Here is an 18,496-nt window from a genome sequence, read left to right as displayed (position 1 = left end):
CGGGGGTGGGTGGGGGGGGGCGGGGGGCGCCCCCCCCCCCCGGGCGGGGGCGGGGGGGGGGGGGGGGGGGGCCCGCGGGGGCCCCCCCGCCGGGCCCCCGGGACTGTGTCGATATGCGGCTCCGCCGCGTGGGCGCGACCGCGCGTCGGAGCGCCCGTCAGGGGCGCGGGGAACTGCGCGCCCAGCCACGACGACGGCCGCGGCCTGCGATGCGCAGCAAGGGGCAGCCCCTGTCCAGCCCTGAGGCGAGGGCCGGAAAGGTCTAGCTCTCGCACACCGAGCGCAGGGCACGCTCCGTCCCCGTCCGGTGCAGGGCGTCCGGGCCCCGCTCATGGGCCACCGCGGCGCGGAGCCGGCCCGCGCAGCCGCCGTCCGTACGGACGGCCCAGGTGCGGCGCAGCTCGTCGAGCAGGCCCGTGGTGATCCGGTCGAGCGCGGGCCGCACCTCTGCGCCCAGGTCCGGCGCCCGGCGGGGCCGTTCGGCGGGGTGGGCCCGCCAGCGGGCGTGGAGCGCGCGCTGCACCAGCTTGTTCGCCTCGATCTGGTCGCGGAAGACGGCGGTCGTACGGGCCGGGTCGAGGCCCAGCGCGGGCGAGCGGCGCGCGACGTCGGCCAGCAGTTTCCGCTCCCGCGCGGGGTCGTCGACCGGCTTGCCGGTGAACCACTTGGCTGCGGCCACCTGGTCCGCGAGCTCCACCCGCCGCGCGGACAGCCCGACGAGCGGGGCGAGGGGCTGCCGTACGGCGGGCTCCGGGGAGACGTGCGCCTGGGCCGGTACCGGGAGGGTCAGGAGCGCGGCGGCGGCGAGCAGCACGCCGCCACGGGCAAGGGTGGTGCGGGGCACGGGAGATCCTCTCGTCGGGCGGTCGTCCGTTCGTCCGTGCCATCCCTGCCCCGCGCGCCCCGCCCCTTCCGCGCCGCCGGGCTCCGCTCACCCCCACGGGCGACGCCCCGGAGCCCCTCTCTGGCCGGATCCCGACCGATGATTCGGCCGGTGAGGTGGGCATCGGAGCGCTGCGGGGGAGACATTCCGTATGGGTGTTCCCCCGCACACGACGCACACGGAGCCGCTGTACCTGGAACCGATGCTCGCGCCGCGCCTCGCCTCGCTGCTGCGGTCCGGTCCCTTTCTGCACGGGCTCGTGCGCGGACTCGGGTCCCCGCTCAACCTCGTGCTGCCGGAGCAGATCGCCGACAACCTCGCGCGCTTCCACGCCGTCCAGCGGCGGCACCGGCTGGGCGGCCAGGTGCACTTCGCCCACAAGGCCAGCCGTTCGCACGCCCTGGTGCGGCGGCTGGCGGCGACCGACGCGGGGATCGACGTCGCCTCGGTCGGCGAGGCCCAGCACGCCCTCGGCGCGGGCTTCGCCCCCGGGCGGATCTTGGCGACGGGGCCGAAGAACCCCGCGTTCCTCTGGCTCGCCGCCCGCAGCGGCGCCACCGTCCACCTCGACGGCGCCGCCGAGCTGGACCAACTCGCCGCACTCGTCCGCCGGTACGGTCTGCCGCGCGTACGGGTGCTGCTGCGGCTCTCCGCGTTCTCCCCGGCGCCCGCCGCGCCCCCGTCGGCGGGGCCCGCCTCCGGGGGCGGCGTCCGGCAGCTCAGCCGCCGCAGCAGGTTCGGTACGCCCGTCGCGGAGCTGGACGCGCTGCTCAAGACCGTCGAACGGCACGCCGACGCCGTCGAGCTGACCGGCGTCGGCTACCACCTGGACACCACCAGCCTCGCCGAGAAGGCCCTCGCGCTCGAAGGCTGCGTGCTCGCCCTGAACGAGTGCCGGGGGCGCGGCATGGCGCCCCGCGTCATCGACATCGGCGGCGGCTTCGGCGTCAACTACCTCGCGCACGCGGCCCAGTGGGAGCGCTGGACGACGGAGCTGACCCAGGCCGTGCTCGGCCGCCGCGAGCCCCTGACCTGGCGCCGCCACGGCTACGGGCTCCGCAACGAGGGCGGCACCCTGCGCGGCGCCCTCGCCCTCTACCCCGCGCACCGCCCGGTCGCCGCCGAGCACTACCTCGACGCGCTGCTCTCGCACCCCGCGCCGACCCTGGGCCGACCGCTGGCCGCGCTGCTCCTGGAGAACCTCTACGACCTGTGCACGGAGCCGGGCAGGGCGCTGGCCGACCAGTGCGGGGCGACGCTGGCCCGCGTGCTGGAGGTGCGCCGCACGGAGGACGGCGAGCCCCTCGTACGGCTGGAGGCCAACGCGGACGACATCGGGCTGGAGGAGCACGGCGTGCACGTCGACCCGGTCCTCGTCCCGCGCGGGAAGGACAGCGGCAGCGGTCCCGTCGGCGTCCATCTGGCGGGGAACCTCTGCCTGGAGGCGGACCTGATCACGCGGCGGAAGGTGTTCCTGCCCCGCCCGCCGCGCCCCGGCGACCTGCTGGCCTTCGCCAACACGGCGGGCTACTGCATGGACTTCAGCGCCGACGAGGCCCAGCAGCAGCCCGTCGCCCGCAAGGTCGCCGTCTGGCAGGAACAGCAGGACCAGGAACAGGAACCGGAACCGGGACATCCACAGGACGGAGAGGCATGGCGCTGGAGCCTGGACGAGGAGTACTGGCCGGTCGCGGAACGGGAGGACTGACATGAGGTGCGAGCGCATCACCGACGCCATCGGCAACACCCCGCTCCTGCGCATCGACCCGGACGTGCACGGCCTGCGCCACATCGACCTCTACGCGAAGCTGGAGATGCTCAACCCCTTCGGGTCCGTCAAGGACCGGGCGGCCTGGGGCATGGTCCGCCCCGGGCTGGACGCGGCGCGCGAGGAGGGCCGTACCGTCGTCGAGCTGTCCAGCGGCAACACCGCCAAGGCCCTCGCCGCGCTCGCGGGCCTGCACGGCGTGCCGTTCAAGACCGTCACCAACCGGATGCGGATCCCCGAGCACAAGGACCTGCTCCTGCTGCTGGGCGCTGAGATCGAGGAGCTGCCCGGCAGCACCGAGTGCCTGGACCCGACCCAGACCGACGACCCGATGACGCTCTTCCACCAGGCCCTCACCGAGCCGGACGGCAGCTACCTCTACACCGACCAGTACTTCAACGAGCGCAACACCCGCGCCCACGCGGACGGCACGGGCCCCGAGATCCTCAAGGACCTCGACGGGCGGGCCCCGGACTGGTTCATCGCCTGCGTGGGCACCGCCGGTTCCTCCTCCGGCGTCGCGCGCGTGCTGCGCGACCACGACCCCGGGGTGGGCGTCGTCGGGCTCGTCGCGCACAAGTCCGACTTCGTGCCCGGCATCCGCACCCTGGACGAGGTGCAGGAGGTCGGCCTCTTCGACCCGTCCGCGTACGACACGATCGAGGCGGTCACCTCCGACGAGGCGCTCGACGGGATGCTGACCCTCGCCCGCCGCTGCGGCGTGCTGGCGGGCCCGACCGGCGGAGCCGCGTACACGGGAGCCGTGCGCCATCTGCGGCCGCTCGACGCGGCGTTGTCGGCGGAGTCGTCCGCCGAGGACGAGCGGGCCACCGCCGTCTTCATCGTCTGCGACCGGATCGAGAGCTACCTCGGCTACGTCCGTGAGCGCCGCCCCGAACTCCTCGGCGGCGCGGCGCGGCGGCACGTCCCCGCCGACATCGGACCCGCCGAGGCCGCCGCGACCGAGATCGGCGTCGAGGAGGCGCGGGAGTGGCTCGCGCGGGACCGTCCGCTCGTCGTCGACATGCGCAGCCCCTTCGCGTACGCGGCGCTGCACATCGACGGCTCGGTCAACATCGTCGAGGAGCTCTTCGACGAACTCGTCCGGGACGGCCAGCCGTTCAGCAGGAGCCGCCCCGTGCTGCTGGCCTGCCCGGTGGGGGAGCGGTCCGGCGTCTACGCGGCGCTGCTCGCGCGCCGGGGCCACCCCGAGGTGCGCAGCCTGCGCGGCGGGATCATCGCCTGGCGCGACGCGGGCGCCCCGCTGGTGAGGGACTGACGCCGCCGTGACGACACAGCGGGCCCCCGCCGCACGGGCGCTGGAGGAGCTGCGCGGCTGGCACGAAAAGCTGCGCGCCCAGTTCCCGATCCTCACCGGCCACCCGGAGCTGGCGTACCTCGACAGCGCGGCGACCAGCCAGAAGCCCGAGGCGGTGCTCGACGCCGTACGGGAGTACCTGACCACCAGCAACGCCAACGCGGGGCGCGGCACCTACCCCTGGGCCAACCGGACGACCGAACTCATGTCGGAGACCCGGCGGCGGATCAAGGAGTTCCTGCACGACCCGGACCCGGAGCGGTCCGGCGTGCACCTCACCGGCGGGACGACCGAGGGGCTGCGGACCGTGGCCCGCGACTGGCTCGCGCCGCGCCTCGCCGACGGCGACGAGATCGTCGTCCCCTTCGCCGACCACGAGGCCAACCTCCGGCCCTGGCTGGAGGTTGGCGAGCTGCTGGCCCGGCAGGGCGTGCGCGTGCGGGTCCGCGCGCTGCCCACGCAGGAGTCCTCCGGGGAGTACGACATGGCGGAGCTGGCCCGGCTGGTGACGCCGCGCACGCGGCTCGTCGCCGCCACCCACGTCCACCACGTCTACGGCGCGGACATGGACGTCCGGCGCCTGCGCGCGGCCGTCGGGCCCGGCGTGCCGATCTGCCTGGACGCGGCCCAGAGCGTCGGCCATCTGCCGGTCTCGATGGCCGAACTCGACGTGGACTTCGCGGTGTTCTCCGGGCACAAGGCGCTCGCCCTGCCCGGCTCGGGGGCCGTGTGGGCGCGCAACGCGCGCGGGCCCGCGTTCGCGCCCGGCGGCTGGGACGGCAGCCCCAACACGACGGGGGCCGTCGCGCTGTGCGCCGCGCTCGACTGGCTGGACGCGGCGGACACCGCCCGCGTCGAGCGCTGGACGCGCGCGCTCGCGGCCCGGCTCACCGACGGGCTGCGCCGCCTGCCCGCGTACGAGGTGCTGGGCTGCCCGCGCAGTCTCGCCGCGGACTCACCGATGGCCGGGCGACAGGGCATCGTCACCTTCCGGCACCGCCGCATCGCCTCCGGGGACCTCGGGTTCGTCCTCTTCCACGAGGGCTTCATGGTGCGCTCCGACAGTCTCTGCCAGGGCGGCGCGGGGGAGCGGCAGCACTCTGTCCGGGTGAGCCTGCACGTCTACAACTCCCCGGAGGAGGTCACCCGGCTCCTCGGCGCGCTGGCCTCGTTGGGGTGAAGCCCGCGTGAATGGGAACCGTTTTCACTTGTATCGTCCCCCGCATGGGACTGAGCATGGCCACCGCCGAGCGGTGGGTGCGCCGCTGGGAGGCGCAGCAGGAGCGGTACGCGCTCGACCGCGAGGAACGGTTCACCGTGATCGCCGACGTGGTCGAGCAGGCGACGGCGGGCGTACGGCGTCCGCGCGTCGCCGACCTCGGCTGCGGCCCCGGCTCGCTGGCCGCACGGCTCGCCCGGCGTCTCCCGCACGCCGCCGTCACCGCCGCCGACGTGGACGCGCTGCTCCTCGAACTCGGCCGCACCCACCACGCCGACGCCGCCCGCTTCGTCCACGCGGAGATCGGCGCCGACGGCTGGCTCCGGAACCTCGGCCTCGAAGGACCGCTGGACGCCGCCGTCTCCACCACGGCCCTGCACTGCCTCGACGCGGCGGCCCTGCGCCGTACGTACGAGAGCCTCGCCGCAGCGCTGCGCCCCGGCGGCGTGCTGGTCAACAGCGACGGGTGCGACGACGGGTGCGACGAGGGGCACGGGCCCGTCGCCCTGCTCGCGCGGGAGGTCGGACGACGGCGGGCCGAGCGGCGGGCGCCACACGGTCAGGAGGACTGGCACGCGTGGTGGAGCGCCGCCGCCCAGGACCCCGAACTCGCCCCGCTCGTCCCCTCCGGCGCGCCCGGCGGGACCGGCGTCCGGCACAACGGCCTCGGCCCCGACGCGCACGCCACCCTCCTCCGCGAGGCGGGCTTCACGGACGCGGCGCCCGTCTGGCAGTTCGGCACCGACTACGTACTGGTCGCGGTCCGCTGAGTCCCCTCTCCGAGGCTCCGGAAGAAGGCGCGGACGTCCTCGACGAGCGCGCCCGGCGCCTCCATGGCCAGGAAGTGGCCGCCCGCGCCGAGTTCGGTCCAGCGCACCACGTGGTGATCGCGCTCGGCCCACGGCCGTACGGTCACGTCGTGCGCGGAGAGCAGCAGGCCGGTCGGCACGGTGGCGCGTTCCGGGACGGCCGACCAGTCCGTCCAGTCCGCCTCCGCCGTGGCGAGCGCCTCGTAGTAGATCTGCGCCGCCGAACCCGCCGTGCCCGTCAGCCAGTAGAGCGCGACGGTGGTCAGGATCCGGTCGCGGTCGACGCTCTCCTCGGGCAGCCCGTCCTCGGGGTGGGTCAGCTCCTTGAACTTCTCCACGATCCAGGCGAGCTGGCCGGCGGGGGAGTCCGTGAGCGCGTACGCGACGGTCTGCGGACGCTTTGAATTGCACTGAAGATAGCCGTCGTTGAAGTCCTGCATCCGCTGCCAGCGCTGCTCGTCGGCCTCGCTCAGCCCGTCGAACTCGCCCTCGGCGCCCGCCGGGAAGCTGATCGCCCCGTTCAGATGGACGCCGGTGACCGCGTCGGGCGCCAGCTTGGCCATCTCGGGGCCGACCCAGGACCCGGTGTCGTAGCCCTGCACGCCGTAGCGGTCGTAGCCGAGCCGCCGCATCAGCGTCACCAGCAGCCCGGCCATTCGCGCGGGGCCGGTGCCGGGACCGGCCAGCGGGGTGGAGAAGCCGAAGCCGGGGAGGGAGGGGATGACGAGGTGGAAGGCGTCGGCGGGGTCGCCGCCGTGCGCCGCCGGGTCGGTCAGCGGGCCGACGACGTCGAGGAAGTCGGCGAACGTCCCCGGCCAGCCGTGCAGCAGCATCAGCGGCGTGGCGTGCGGCTCGGGCGAGCGGACGTGCGCGAAGTGCAGCCGCTGCCCCTCGACCTCGGTCGTGAACTGCGGCAGGGCGTTGAGCTCGGCCTCGCGTGCCCGCCAGTCGAAGCCGTCGCCCCAGTACGCGGCCAGCTCCCGGAGATAGGACAGCGGGACGCCCCGGCTCCAGCCGACGCCCGGCAGCTCGGCGGGCCAGCGGGTACGTGCCAGGCGTGCGGTCAGATCGTCCAGCTCGGCCTGCGGAACGGCGATACGGAAGGGCTCGACGCCCTGCGGTGTGGTGTGCATGGAGCCGACGGTAGATTCGGGTTAGGTCAGATCCGGTCCTATCCGGTCCTATCCGGTCCTCAGAGGAGGCGTCATGCCGACGGCCCCCGCCGCGCGGCTGCTCAAGCTGCTCTCCCTGCTCCAGACCGGCGAGGACCGCTCGGGCGCCGAGCTGGCCGCGCGGCTGGACGTCACCGTCCGTACCGTGCGCCGCGACGTCGACCGGCTGCGCGAGCTGGGCTATCCCGTGGACGCGCTGCGGGGCACCGCCGGGTACCGGCTGGGCGCGGGGGCCGCGCTGCCGCCGCTGATCCTGGACGACGACGAGGCCGTGGCCGTGGCCGTGGGGCTGCGGACGACGGCCGGGAGCTCGGTCGCGGGCATCGAGGAGACCGCGCTGCGTGCCCTCACCAAGCTCGAACAGGTGCTGCCGCCCCGGCTCCGGCACCGCGTCGCCACCCTCCAGGCGGCCACCGTCCATGTCGCGGCGCGCGGCCCAGCCATCGACCCCGCGACCCTGATGGCGCTCGCCGAGGCGTGCCGCCGCCGGGAGCGGCTCCGCTTCGACTACACGAGCCCCCGGGGCGGCGCGTCACGGCGCGAGGCGGAGCCGCACAGCGTGGTCAGCTTCGACCGCCACTGGTACCTGATCGCCTGGGACGTGGGCCGCGAGGACTGGCGTACGTACCGCGTGGACCGCCTCGTGCCGCGCACGCCCACGGGCCCCCGCTTCGTCCCCCGGCCCCTGCCCCACGGCGACGCCGCGACGTACCTGGCGCACCGGCTCTCGTCCCGCGCCTGGCCCTACCGGGCGACGGCCGTCCTGCACGAGCCCGCCGAGTCCGTCGCCGGGCGCGTCTGGCCCGGCGTGGGCGTCGTCGAGGCGGTCGACGCCCGTTCCTGCCTGTTCCACGTCGGCTCGGACAGCGTGTCCGACCTCGTCTGGATGATCACGTCCGTGGACGCGGACTTCACGCTGCGGGACGGTCCGCCCGAACTGGCCGCCGCGCTCCGCGCCCAGGCCGCCCGCTGCCTCGGCGCGCTCGGCGAAGCCGGTGGTCGAGCGTGAGGACGTACGCGCTCGCGGGGGCCACCGCGAGCAGCAGCGCGGCGGCGCAGGCGCTGAACACCGAGGCGTTCAGCGGCGCCTCGAAGCCCGAGAAGAAGAACATCGAGAGCGCGAAGCCCAGCAGTACCGCCGCGCTCGCCCGCGCCGCCAGCCGCGTTCCGGCGCCCGCCAGCAGCGCGGCCCCGAGCACCAGTTCGGCGGCGGTGGCGGCACCGCCCGCGAGGTCCACGAGCGTCCCCGGGAAGTACGGGGCGAGGTCGCGGACGTAGTCCAGGTACGCGGCATACGTGCCCCAGGCGACCTCGCCCGTCCCCGGATCGCCCCACAGCCCGAACCGGTCGGCGACCGCCGAGAGGAAGCCCGCCGCGAGCGCGAGCCGGGCGACGAGGGTGGCGAGGGCCCAGGCGCGGGCTGGGGCGTCGGTGGCCGTCATGCGTGCTGCTCCTCTTCGAGAGTGTGCGGATGCTCTGAACCCGTTTCCGGGCGGGGCGTGTTGAGCGCGGTGAGGACGATCGCGAGCGCCGCGGCGAAGAGCACGGAGGCCACGACGAAGGCCGTCGCCTGGCCGTGCGCGAGCGCGTCGGAGGCACGCCGTACGAGACCGGCGTCGTCCGTGGCCAGGCCCCGTACCAGCGCGCCTTCGGCGCCCGGCAGCCGTCCGTCGGCCGCGGTGGTGGCGACGGTCGTCAGCACGGCGAGGCCGAGCGCGCCGCCGATCTGCTGCGCGGCGTCCAGCAGGCCCGAGGCGATGCCGGACTCGTCGGGGTCGACGCCCCGCACCGCGCCCAGCGTCAGCGGTATCAGGCTCAGGCCGAGCCCGACGGCGGTGACGATCAGCGCGGGCATCAGATGCGTCGCGTACGGCGACCCGGGCGTCAGCCTGCTCAGCCAGAACATCCCGGCCCCGGAGAGCACCGCGCCCGGCGCGGCCACGGCACGCGGCGGCAGGAACGCGATCAGCCGCGCCGCGAGCCCACCGGCGGTGGCGACGAAGGCGAGGCTGAACGGCAGGAAGGCGAGGCCCGTGCGCACCGGGCTGTAGCCGCGGGACTGCTGCAGGAAGAGGGTCAGGAAGTAGAACATCCCGAACATTCCGGCGGCGACCAGCAGCATCGTCGCGTACGAGCCGCTGCGCCCGCGGTCCCGGAAGAGCCGCAGCGGCAGCATCGGATGGCGCCGGACGGACTGGAGGACGAGGAAGGCGGCGAGCAGCGCGCCCGCGACCGCGAGGAAGCCCACGGTCCACGCGTCGCCCCAGCCCTCCTCGCCGCCCCGGGTGAGCGCGTGGACGAGGCAGACGAGCCCGGCGGTGCCCGTGAGGGTGCCCGCGAGGTCGAGCCGTACGCGCGCGCCGCCCGCCTCGGTCAGCACCCGGCTGCCGAGCAGCACCAGGGCGCCGACGGGCACGTTGATGAACATGACCCAGCGCCAGTCGAGGTAGTCGGTCAGCAGCCCGCCGCCGATGAGGCCCGCCGTGGAGCCGACGCCCGCCATCGAGGCGTACACGGCCACCGCGTTGGTGCGCCGCCTGCCCTCCGGGAACGTCGTCGCGATCAGCGCGAGCGCCGTCGGCGACGCCAGCGCGGCGCCGACGCCCTGCAGCGCCCGCGCCGTCAGCAGCAGCGGCTCGCCCGGCGCGAAGCCGCCCAGCAGCGAGGCGAGGGTGAAGAGCGCGATGCCCGTACGGAAGACGCGGCGCCGCCCGAAGAGGTCACCGGCGCGCCCGCCGAGGAGGATGAGGCCGCCGAAGGCGAGCGCGTAGGCGTTGACGATCCAGGAGAGGTTCTCGGGGCGTACGCCGAGGTCCGTCTGGATGCTGGGCAGCGCGATGTTCATGATCGTCATGTCGAGGACGAGGATGAACTGCGCCGCCGCGATCACGGTGAGAGCGAGCCCGAGCCGGGGCCCGTTCCGGGGCGTGGTCATCGGGCCTCCTGACGCCGGTACCGGGGGTTCCACACGGCGCGGTGCAGAAGGCGTACGGGCGGTGGCAGGACGCGCAGCACGGCACGGCGCCGTTCCTCCTCCGCGCCGTCCAGCAGCCACGGCACGAAGCGCGCGAGGCTCGCGGGCGAGCCCAGCCTCCGCCGCTGCTCGGCCCCGAACGCGGCCCACTCCTCGGGCGGCAGCACGGCGTCCACCAGGGGCAGCGCCTCGCGCTCCTCGTGGTCGAGATGGCCGGTGAGCGCCTCGGCCAGCTCCGCCAGCACGGCGAGCGCCGCGCCGTGCCGGTCCTCGGCGAGGGCCGTGTCGACCGCGCTCATCAGCGGGTCGAGGACGGCGTGCTCGGCCTCCATCGCGTCGAGCAGCGGACCCGCTTCCGCGCTCCGGGCCCGCACGGCGGGCCACAGCGCGTCGTCCTCCGCGCTGTGGTGGGCGGTCAGGTAGGTGGTGAACGTACGCCATCGCGGCCGCAGTTCGGCGGCGGAGCCGCTGGCGGCCATCCGGCCGAGATCGCGGCGGAACGCGTCGTGCGCCGCGTACATCATCGTCAGGTCGAGATTCCCGCTGGTGGTCATGGGTGTGCCTTTCGAGGGGCAATCTCCGGGGCATTGTGTTCCGGAGATGTGGAACAGGGTGCACCGAAACCCGTCTCCGGTGCAAGCTGTCCCATAGGTGCCGTGGCAGACTGGCCGCCGATCCGGATCGCCACGCCCCGCACCAGGAGAGGGAGCCGATGTCAGCCCGAGCAGCACGCGCGGACAGCCCCGGCAGCAGCGGAGCCGAGGCGGCCCGCGGGCCCGACCCGCGCGCCGTGCGCAGCCGTGCCGCCGCGCTGGACGCCGTCCGGGAGCTGCTCGTCGAGCAGGGGCTCCCCGGCGTGACGCACGTGGCCGTCGCCGCCCGCAGCGGCGTCGGCCGCACCACGCTCTACCGGCACTGGCCCGACACCGCCGCGATGCTCAAGGACGCCATCGCCGAGCTGCTCGACACGGCCCAGCCCGAGCCGACGGGAGAGCTCCGCGCCGACCTGCTCGCCCTGCTCCAGGGCACGAGGGAGCTGCTGCACCAGCCCGCGAGCGAGCGGGCGATGCGGACGTTCATCGAACGCTCCGGCGTGGACCCCTCGTTCACCGACCTCAAGCACGCCATGTACCGCGCGGGCACGGCCGGATTCCGCCGCGTCCTCGCGGCGGCGCGGGAGCGCGGCGAACTCCCCGCCGCCCTCGCCCTCGCCCCCGCCGTCGACCAGCTCGTGGGCCCCCTCTTCTTCCGCCGCCTCCTCGGCGACCAGGACATCGACGAGGCCTACGTCCAGGAGACGGTCGACACCTTCCTGCGGCGGCACGCCGTCGACGGCTGAGGCGCGCGGTCCGGCTCTCCGCGAACGTCGTCGCAGCTCACGCAACACCTCCTGCCGGTAGGGTTGTTGAGACATGACGAGCGGATTCGACGCCGGTACGTGTCCGGCGGAGCGGAGCGCGGGATGCTGGACCCTCTTTCCCTGACCGCCATCACCGGGGCGCTCGGCGCCGTCGGCGCGGGGATGGCCAACGAGGCCGGGAAGCAGGCGTGGGAGTCGGCGGGCGGCCTCGTCCGCCGTATCGCCGGGCGCGAGGTGCCCGCGCCCGCCGGACCCGGCGACCTGGACGCCATCGCGCGCACCGTCCACGACGGGGTGCGGAGCGATCCCGCGTACGCCCGCGCGTGGCTCGCCCTCGCGCGCGGCGTCCCCGACTCCGCCGCGCGCGTGCCGCACCCGAGACCCGAGTTCCCGTCCTCCACGCGCTTCTTCACCGACCGCGACAAGGCGATGAAGGAGCTGGACCGCGAGGCGTCCCGGCGCGCCGACGGCCGCCCCCGGGTCGCCCTGCTGCACGGCGGCCCCGGCATGGGCACCAGCGCGCTCGCCGTGCACTGGGGATGCCGCGAGGCGGCCCGCTTCTCCGACGGCCAGCTCTACGTCGACCTGCGCGGCACCTCCACGGGCGGCGCGCTCGACGCGGGCACCGCGCTGCGTTCCCTGCTCCGCCAGCTGGGCGTGCCGGACCCCGAGGTGCCGCCGTCCGTCGAGGAGCGGATCAGGGCCTTCCGGGGGCTCGTCGCGGACCGCCGGATCCTGGTGGTGCTCGACCACGCGCACTCGGCCGCGCAGGTACGGCCGCTGATCCCGGCGGCCTCCGGGGCGTTCCTCCTGGTCGTCGCCGCCGGGCCGCTCGCCGGGCTGGACGCCCTGCCCGTCCGGGTCGCGCCGCTGAAGGACCGTGACGCGCGGCTGCTGCTGACCGACCTCGTGGGCAAGGAGGCCGTGTCCGAGGCCGAGGCCGCGCTCCCCGCGCTGCTCGCCCGCTGCGGCGGCTCGCCCTTCGCGCTGCGCGCCGCCGCTCCGGAGCTGACCGCGCCCGTACCCCCGGCCCGCCGTCCCCCGGAGGCACCCGCCGTGTCCGCACCCCCGCCGGACGACCCCGTGCGCGCCGTGGCCGAGAGCGCCTACCGCACGCTCACGCCCGACGCCGCCCGCGTCTACCGCCTCATGTCCCTGCGCCCCTGGCCCGCGTTCGGCCCCGCCGCGGCCTCCTGGGCCACGGGGCTCACCGAGGGCACGGCGGCCGCCCTGCTCGGCGAACTGGCCGCCGCGCACCTCCTGGAGAGCGCGGAGAGCGGCCGGTTCTTCCACCGCCCCGCCGTCCGCGCGCACGCGGAGGAGGCCGCCGTCCGCGAGGACCGCGTCGCGGGCTGCTCGGCCGCCGTCACCCGGGTCGTCGCCGGGTACCTGCGGTTCACGCTCGACGCCGCGCACGCGGTCCTGCCCCAGAGCTGGCGCGTCCCGCCCCGCCCCGAAAACCCGGCCCCGACCTCGGCCCTGGCCCCCGCGCCCGCGCCGTACGCCCGCCCGGCGGACGCCGTCGCGGCCCTGGTCGCGGAACGGGGAAACCTGGTCCAGGCCGTGCACGCCGCCGAGGAGTTCGGCGACGCGGAGACCGTCGTCCTGCTCGCCCAGGCCCTGTGGCCGCTCCAGCTCAAGGCCGGGCACCACGACGAGCTGCTCCCCGCGCTCCGCCTCGCGGCCCGTACGGCCGACGACCGCTTCCCCCGCTCCCGCGCCGCCGGGGCCCTGCACGCGCAGGTCGCGCACAGCCTCACCGAGCTGGCGCGCTGGGACGAGGCCGAGGAGGAGGCACGCGCCGCCGCCGAGAGTGAGCGCGCCGCCGGGCACGCGCGCGGCCACGCGTCCGCCGTCGAGTTCCTGGGCCTGCTCCGCCTGCGCCAGTGGCGGTTCTCCGAGGCGTACACCTGCTTCGAGGAGTCCGGGCGCCTCTACGACGCCATCGGCCCGGACGACGAGGGCGCCGGGGACCTCCCGCGCGCCCGCGCCCTGCTGGAGCGGCACCGGGGGCGCGCGCTGCGCGGCCTCGGACGGTTCGAGGAGGCGGGCGCGCTGCTGCGCGGCGCGTTGCGCTTCTTCCGCGAGGTCGGCGACGACTACAACGCCGCCAAGACGCTGACGGACCTCGCCGACACCGTCCTCGGCACCGACGACACCGCCACCGCGCTGCCCCTGATCGACGAGGCGTCGGCGCTGCTCACGGAGGAGGGCGGCCACTACCACCTCGTCTACCTCCGCGCCCTGCGGGAGCGGTGCGTCAGCCCTCCACCGGCGTGACGGACACGGCGTGGACGGTCGCCCCGGTCCGTACGGGCAGCTTCCACGCGTCGCCGCCCCCGTCCCCGTACGCCGTGAGCCACGCGTGCAGCGCCGAGGCCGCCGCCGACGGGTCGAGGTCCGCGCCCGGCCCGTCCGTGGCCAGGCGCAGGAGCGGGCCGTTCCGGGGGCGGGCCACGCAGGTGCCGGGCCCGGTGACGTACGCCGCGAGCGCGCACTCCGGATGCCGGGCCAGCACCTCGGCCGTCCAGCGCGCGGGACCGCCCAGCCGGGGATCGTCGGCGGCGCCCTCGCGGTGGATCACATCCGCGAGGCCGAGCGCGCCCGGATCGCGGGTGTCCTCGTGCACGGCGGTGTGCACAGCCGTATGCGCCACGCCGTCCGCCGCGCCCGCCGGGGCGAGCGACGGGTCGGCGTACCGCTCCACCGCGATCTCCCCGTCCCCCGCCCTGGTCACCACCCGCAGCGGGGCCGTCCGCGACGGCGGCTCGTACGGCGGCAGCGGCAGCGGTTCCAGCAGCGCCCGCGACGGGGGCTCGGGGAGCCGCATCATCCCGTAGAAGAGCCGCCGCAGCCGCGCCGCCGCCTCCCCGGGCACCGAGGTCGTGAGCTCCGCGGGGCCGCTCACCGCCCCGTGCCCCGCGAGCACCGCCTCCACCTGCGGCAACGGCGGCCGCGCGGGGTCGAGCCGGGGCGCCGACCGTACGAACGCGGCGGCGGGCGAGTCGGGGTCGAGCCCCGCCACGGGCGCGGCCCCCAGCAGTACGGGCGTGCCGAGCGCCGCCGCGTAGTACGTGACCGAACCGTGGTCCCCGATCACGACGTCCGCCGCGACGAGCGCCTGCCGCCACCCGTGCAGCGGGTCGATCAGCGTGAGCCCGCCGCGCCGGGCCCGGTCCAGCCACGCGCGGATCTGCCCGGGGCCGTGCCCGTGCCAGATGTTGGGGTGCAGCACGGCGACGAGCCGGTACGCGTCGGCGGGCAGCTCGGCGGTCAGGCGGGGCAACAGGCTCGGCAGCAGATCCTCGCCGCCGCCGTCACCGAACAGGGACTCCGGGTTCCACGTGGAGTTCAGCACCACCAGCCGCTGACCACGCCGTACGCCCAGCGCCCGGCGGAACCGTTCGCGGTACGGGCGTGCCGCCAGCGTCCGGTCGAAGCAGGGGTCCCCGGCGAGCACGGCGGTGTCCGCGGCCTCGGGACACGCCTGGCGCAGCCGAGCGGCCTGCTCGGGATGGGAGAGCACGAGTGCGTCCGCGAGTGGCTTCCCGTCGACGAGCAGCCACTCGGGGGAGAGCCCGAAAATGGGCGCCTGCGCACTGCGTCCGGTGTCCGGTGTCCGGTGTCCGGTGTCCGGTGTAGCCAGCTTCTTAGTGTAGCCAATTCCGTGCGACAGCACCGCCAATTGGCCCGTAAATACGCCTAGTTGGCCACCGAAACTGGCGGAGACGACAAGGTCGAAGTCTGTCGTGAGCGCCTGTTCCCAGGGAATGACGGGAAGTCCGGTCTCCGCGAACAGTTCGTGAATTCCGGACTGGAATGCGGAGGACCCCGTGGACGTCAGCAGAAGCTGTACCCGGAAGTCGTCGTGGAAGAGCGGCAGCACGTCCAGCAGGCGGGTCGCCGAGGTGACGTTGTGCACGACGAGCAGGACGCGGCGGCACCGGCCGCGCGTGGCCCACCGTGCGGCGTCGTCCCCGACGGGGACCCGTATCCGGGCGGGTCGCTCCGCCGTCGTCATTCCTGCCCCCTGTCCCGTCCTGCCCGTCGCTCCCGTGCTGAGCAACCATAGTCAGCCGGGTATCGTGGATCACGGCGGCGGCCCCTCGGCCGTCGCGCGGCGGTGGGGCCCGCCGTACCCGAACCGCGGCACAGTCGCCGCCAACGGTCCCTGCTTGCGGAGCGTGCGCCCGAGAGGCGCCCGGCGAGTAGGAGACGTGTGTCCATGGAAGCCCGTTCGTCACCCCGTTCGTCGCGAAGGGCCGCGGCCCGCGCGCTGGCGCCCGTGGTGGCGGTCGTGTCGCTCGGCGGCGCCGTCGGCGCGGCGGCCCGGTACGGGGCCTCGCTGATCTGGTCGGCCGAGCCCGGCGCCTTCCCGTGGACGACCTTCGGCGTGAACGCCGTGGGGTGCGCGGTGATCGGCGTGTTCATGGTGGTGATCAGCGAGGTGTGGGCGGCCCACCGGCTGGTGCGGCCGTTCTTCGGCACGGGGGTGCTGGGCGGGTTCACGACGTTCTCGACGTACGCCGTCGAGGTCGAGCGCCTGGTCGACGCGGGCGAGGCCCGCGTCGCACTCGCGTATCTGGGACTGACGCCGCTGGTGGCGCTGGCGGCGGTGTGGAGCGCGGTGGCGGTCACGCGCCGCGCGCTGACGTGGAGGCAGCCATGACGAGACTTCAGGGCCCGGCGCTGCGGCTGACGGTCTACATGGGCGAGTCGGACCTGTGGCACCACAAGCCGCTGTTCACGGAGATCGTGCACCGCGCCCGCGAGGCCGGGCTCGCGGGCGCGAGCGTGTTCCGGGGGATCGAGGGCTTCGGCGCGTCCTCGCTCGTGCACACGCAGCGGCTGCTGTCGCTGAGCGAGGACCTGCCGGTGGCGGTCGTCATCGTGGACACGCGCGAGCGCGTCCAGGCGTTCCTGCCGCTGATCGACGAGCTGGTGGGGGAGGGGCTGATGACGCTCGACGAGGTCGAGGTCGTCCGCTACGCGGGACGCGCGGGACAGGAGACGGACGAGTGAACTGGCTGCTCGTGCTGGTGGGCGCCGCCGTCGGCGCCCCGCTGCGCTTCCTGACCGACCGCGCGGTGCAGCGCCGCCACGACACCGTCTTCCCCTGGGGCACCTTCGCGGTGAACGTCCTCGGCTGTCTGGTGCTGGGCACCCTCACCGGCGCCGCCGCGGCCGGGGCCGCGTCCTCGCAGGTCAGCCTGGTGCTGGGGACGGGTCTTTGCGGGGCGCTGACGACGTACTCGACGTTCTCCTACGAGACGCTGCGGCTGGCGGAGGACGGGGCGCGGTTCTTCGCGGCGGCCAACGTCGTCGCGAGCGTCGTCGCCGGGCTGGGCGCGGTCTTCGTCGGGGTCACGGGCGCCGAGGCGTTGTGGGCGTGACCGCGTCCGCGACGGCCGGATCCTCCGCGTCGTCGTCCGGCGGGAGCGTCGGCGTGTCCTCCAGGGGGCGGCCCCGACGGTACATCAGCAGGGAGATCACCAGGCCCACGGCGAAGAACGCCGCCGCCCACCAGTAGGCCGTCGCGTAGCTGTGCACGGCGGCCTCCGCCTTCACGTTGGGCTCGCCGTAGTGGTCCTTGGCGTAGCTGGTGACCGTGCTGGCGGCCATCGTGTTGAACAGCGCTGTGCCGATGGAGCCGCCGATCTGCTGCATCGTGTTGACGGTGGCCGAGGCCACGCCCTGGTCGTGGGCCGCCACGCCCAGCGTCGCCAGGCTCATCGCGGTCGGCATCACCAGGCCGAGCCCCAGGCCCAGCACCAGCAGCGGGGGCAGTACGTGCGCCGCGTAGCCGCTGTGCAGGCCGAGGCCCGTCAGCCACACCAGCCCGGCGGCGGAAAGCCCCATGCCCAGCGGCACCACGGGCTTGGGCCCGACGCGCCGCAGCAGCACGTTCGTCGAGAGCTGCGCGGCCAGCATCAGCATGCCGACCATCGGCAGGAACGCCAGCCCGGTCTTGACCGGCGTGTAGTGCAGGGTCTGCTGGAGGTAGTACGTCAGGAACAGGAAGACCCCGAACATGCCGACGCCCGAGATGAACACGCTGATGTACGAGGCGGAGCGGTTGCGGTCGCGCAGCACGCGCAGCGGCAGCAGCGGGTGCTCGGCCCGGGTCTCCCAGAACACGAACGACGCGAGCAGCACCACGGCCGCGACGAGGAACGCCCAGCACGACCAGTCGCTCCAGGCGTGCGTCTCGGCGTTGGAGAACCCGAACACCACGCAGAACAGGCCGGTGGCCACCAGCACCGTGCCGCGCAGGTCCAGCACGGGGCGTTCCGTGGGCACCCGGCTGCTGACGAAGACGAGCGCGCCGATCACCGCGAAGACGGCGATGACGTCGTTGACGTAGAGCGTCCAGCGCCAGTCCAGGTGCTCGGTGAGGACGCCGCCGAGCAGCAGCCCGATCGCGCCGCCCGAACCGGCGATGGCGCCGAAGACGCCGAAGGCGCGCGAGCGTTCGCCGGGGTCGGTGAACGTCGTCGTCAGCAGCGACAGCGCGGACGGCGCGAGCACGGCGCCGAACACGCCCTGGAGCGCGCGGGCGGCGATCAGCATGGTGAAGCTCTGTGCCGCGCCGCCGAGCGCGGAGGCCGCCGCGAAGCCGATGAGGCCGGTGATGAACGTCCGGCGGCGGCCGAAGAGGTCCGCCAGCCGCCCGCCGAGCAGGAGGAGGCTGCCGAACGCGAGCGCGTAGGCCGTGACGACCCACTGCCGCCCGTCGTTCGAGAAGCCCAGGTCCCGCTGGGCGGAGGGCAGCGCGATGTTCACGATCGTGGCGTCCAGCACCACCATGAGCTGCGCGAGCCCGATCACGGCCAGCGCCCACCACCGGTGCGCCGGATGGTGCGTGGCGCCGGAGAGGTCGGAGGGGGAATTCAGGGAATCGCGCACCGATTCAGCGTGCCATCTCCCGGGAAAACCCGCCTGTCGTGCAATTCCGGGACCCAATTCTTTCGCTCTGCTTCCGCTCTCCTTTCG

Annotated in this window: 17 protein-coding genes; 10 read left to right on the top strand and 7 right to left on the bottom strand. The window is 74.9% G+C overall.

Annotated elements, in window-relative coordinates:
- Positions 1 to 262: 262 nt before the first annotated feature.
- Positions 263 to 844 (bottom strand): chorismate mutase, encoded by a 582-nt coding sequence (locus ACGF3A_RS24585; RefSeq protein ID WP_393732424.1) that lies wholly within the window; start codon positions 842 to 844, stop codon positions 263 to 265.
- Positions 845 to 1,034: 190 nt separating this feature from the next.
- Between ACGF3A_RS24585 and ACGF3A_RS24580 the strand changes: the two genes are divergently transcribed.
- From ACGF3A_RS24580 to ACGF3A_RS24565, 4 genes are read left to right on the top strand one after another with little or no spacing between them, the layout of a single operon-like run.
- On the top strand, positions 1,035 to 2,591 hold the full coding sequence (locus tag ACGF3A_RS24580) for a Y4yA family PLP-dependent enzyme (protein WP_393732423.1): 1,557 nt from the start codon (positions 1,035 to 1,037) through the stop codon (positions 2,589 to 2,591).
- A 1-nt stretch (position 2,592) separates the two neighbouring features.
- Complete coding sequence (locus ACGF3A_RS24575; RefSeq protein ID WP_393732422.1) at positions 2,593 to 3,930, top strand: pyridoxal-phosphate dependent enzyme; 1,338 nt, start codon at positions 2,593 to 2,595, stop codon at positions 3,928 to 3,930.
- Positions 3,931 to 3,937: 7 nt separating this feature from the next.
- Entirely contained in the window at positions 3,938 to 5,149 is a 1,212-nt protein-coding gene (locus ACGF3A_RS24570; RefSeq protein WP_393732421.1) for an aminotransferase class V-fold PLP-dependent enzyme, read from the top strand.
- A gap of 44 nt (positions 5,150 to 5,193) precedes the next feature.
- Entirely contained in the window at positions 5,194 to 5,958 is a 765-nt protein-coding gene (locus ACGF3A_RS24565) for a class I SAM-dependent methyltransferase (protein ID WP_393732420.1), read from the top strand.
- Here the strand turns inward: ACGF3A_RS24565 and ACGF3A_RS24560 are convergent.
- Complete coding sequence (locus ACGF3A_RS24560) at positions 5,934 to 7,130, bottom strand: epoxide hydrolase family protein (protein WP_393732419.1); 1,197 nt, start codon at positions 7,128 to 7,130, stop codon at positions 5,934 to 5,936. The two genes, ACGF3A_RS24565 and ACGF3A_RS24560, sit on opposite strands and share 25 nt — an antisense overlap.
- A 73-nt stretch (positions 7,131 to 7,203) precedes the next feature.
- On the opposite strand from ACGF3A_RS24560, the gene ACGF3A_RS24555 reads away from it, so the two are divergent.
- The gene (locus tag ACGF3A_RS24555; RefSeq protein WP_393732418.1) at positions 7,204 to 8,178 is read left to right on the top strand and encodes a helix-turn-helix transcriptional regulator; all 975 of its coding nucleotides are present in this window, start codon (positions 7,204 to 7,206) and stop codon (positions 8,176 to 8,178) included.
- Here ACGF3A_RS24555 and ACGF3A_RS24550 read toward each other — a convergent pair.
- From ACGF3A_RS24550 to ACGF3A_RS24540, 3 genes are read right to left on the bottom strand one after another with little or no spacing between them, the layout of a single operon-like run.
- Positions 8,081 to 8,611: a hypothetical protein gene (locus tag ACGF3A_RS24550; protein WP_393732417.1), complete on the bottom strand. Its 531-nt coding sequence runs from the start codon at positions 8,609 to 8,611 to the stop codon at positions 8,081 to 8,083. The genes ACGF3A_RS24555 and ACGF3A_RS24550 overlap by 98 nt on opposite strands.
- Positions 8,608 to 10,104, bottom strand: a complete 1,497-nt coding sequence (locus tag ACGF3A_RS24545) for an MFS transporter (protein WP_393732416.1) — start codon at positions 10,102 to 10,104, stop codon at positions 8,608 to 8,610. The genes ACGF3A_RS24550 and ACGF3A_RS24545 overlap by 4 nt, the downstream gene beginning before the upstream one ends.
- Positions 10,101 to 10,697 carry a hemerythrin domain-containing protein gene (locus ACGF3A_RS24540; protein ID WP_393732415.1) on the bottom strand — a complete coding sequence of 199 codons (597 nt, stop codon included), beginning with the start codon at positions 10,695 to 10,697 and terminating at the stop codon, positions 10,101 to 10,103. The genes ACGF3A_RS24545 and ACGF3A_RS24540 overlap by 4 nt, the downstream gene beginning before the upstream one ends.
- 158 nt (positions 10,698 to 10,855) lie before the next feature.
- Between ACGF3A_RS24540 and ACGF3A_RS24535 the strand changes: the two genes are divergently transcribed.
- On the top strand, positions 10,856 to 11,482 hold the full coding sequence (locus ACGF3A_RS24535; RefSeq protein ID WP_393732414.1) for a TetR/AcrR family transcriptional regulator: 627 nt from the start codon (positions 10,856 to 10,858) through the stop codon (positions 11,480 to 11,482).
- Positions 11,483 to 11,605: 123 nt separating this feature from the next.
- Positions 11,606 to 13,783, top strand: coding sequence for a tetratricopeptide repeat protein (locus ACGF3A_RS24530; RefSeq protein ID WP_393732413.1), 2,178 nt, complete (start codon positions 11,606 to 11,608; stop codon positions 13,781 to 13,783).
- Here the strand turns inward: ACGF3A_RS24530 and ACGF3A_RS24525 are convergent.
- Positions 13,764 to 15,524: a hypothetical protein gene (locus ACGF3A_RS24525; protein WP_393732412.1), complete on the bottom strand. Its 1,761-nt coding sequence runs from the start codon at positions 15,522 to 15,524 to the stop codon at positions 13,764 to 13,766. The genes ACGF3A_RS24530 and ACGF3A_RS24525 overlap by 20 nt on opposite strands.
- A gap of 204 nt (positions 15,525 to 15,728) precedes the next feature.
- Here ACGF3A_RS24525 and crcB (ACGF3A_RS24520) point away from each other — a divergent pair, with 204 nt between their 5' ends.
- Genes crcB (ACGF3A_RS24520) through crcB (ACGF3A_RS24510) form a run of 3 tightly spaced genes read left to right on the top strand, consistent with a single transcriptional unit; the run spans position 15,729 to position 16,896 of the window.
- Positions 15,729 to 16,172: a fluoride efflux transporter CrcB gene (gene crcB, locus ACGF3A_RS24520; RefSeq protein WP_393732411.1), complete on the top strand. Its 444-nt coding sequence runs from the start codon at positions 15,729 to 15,731 to the stop codon at positions 16,170 to 16,172.
- Positions 16,169 to 16,525, top strand: a complete 357-nt coding sequence (locus ACGF3A_RS24515) for a DUF190 domain-containing protein (protein ID WP_393732410.1) — start codon at positions 16,169 to 16,171, stop codon at positions 16,523 to 16,525. Before crcB (ACGF3A_RS24520) ends, ACGF3A_RS24515 begins: the two co-directional genes overlap by 4 nt.
- A complete protein-coding gene (gene crcB / locus ACGF3A_RS24510) occupies positions 16,522 to 16,896 on the top strand; it encodes a fluoride efflux transporter CrcB (protein ID WP_393732409.1) in 375 nt (124 codons plus the stop codon). Before ACGF3A_RS24515 ends, crcB (ACGF3A_RS24510) begins: the two co-directional genes overlap by 4 nt.
- On the opposite strand, the gene ACGF3A_RS24505 is transcribed toward crcB (ACGF3A_RS24510), so the two are convergent.
- Positions 16,868 to 18,409, bottom strand: coding sequence for a DHA2 family efflux MFS transporter permease subunit (locus tag ACGF3A_RS24505; RefSeq protein WP_393732408.1), 1,542 nt, complete (start codon positions 18,407 to 18,409; stop codon positions 16,868 to 16,870). The two genes, crcB (ACGF3A_RS24510) and ACGF3A_RS24505, sit on opposite strands and share 29 nt — an antisense overlap.
- Positions 18,410 to 18,496 lie beyond the last annotated feature (87 nt).

This window comes from Streptomyces sp. NPDC048172, from assembly GCF_043202595.1.
In the GTDB taxonomy this organism is placed as follows: Bacteria; Actinomycetota; Actinomycetes; order Streptomycetales; family Streptomycetaceae; genus Streptomyces.
Note: the sequence above shows the minus strand (reverse complement) of the source record. Positions and strands in the feature narration are given on the sequence as shown.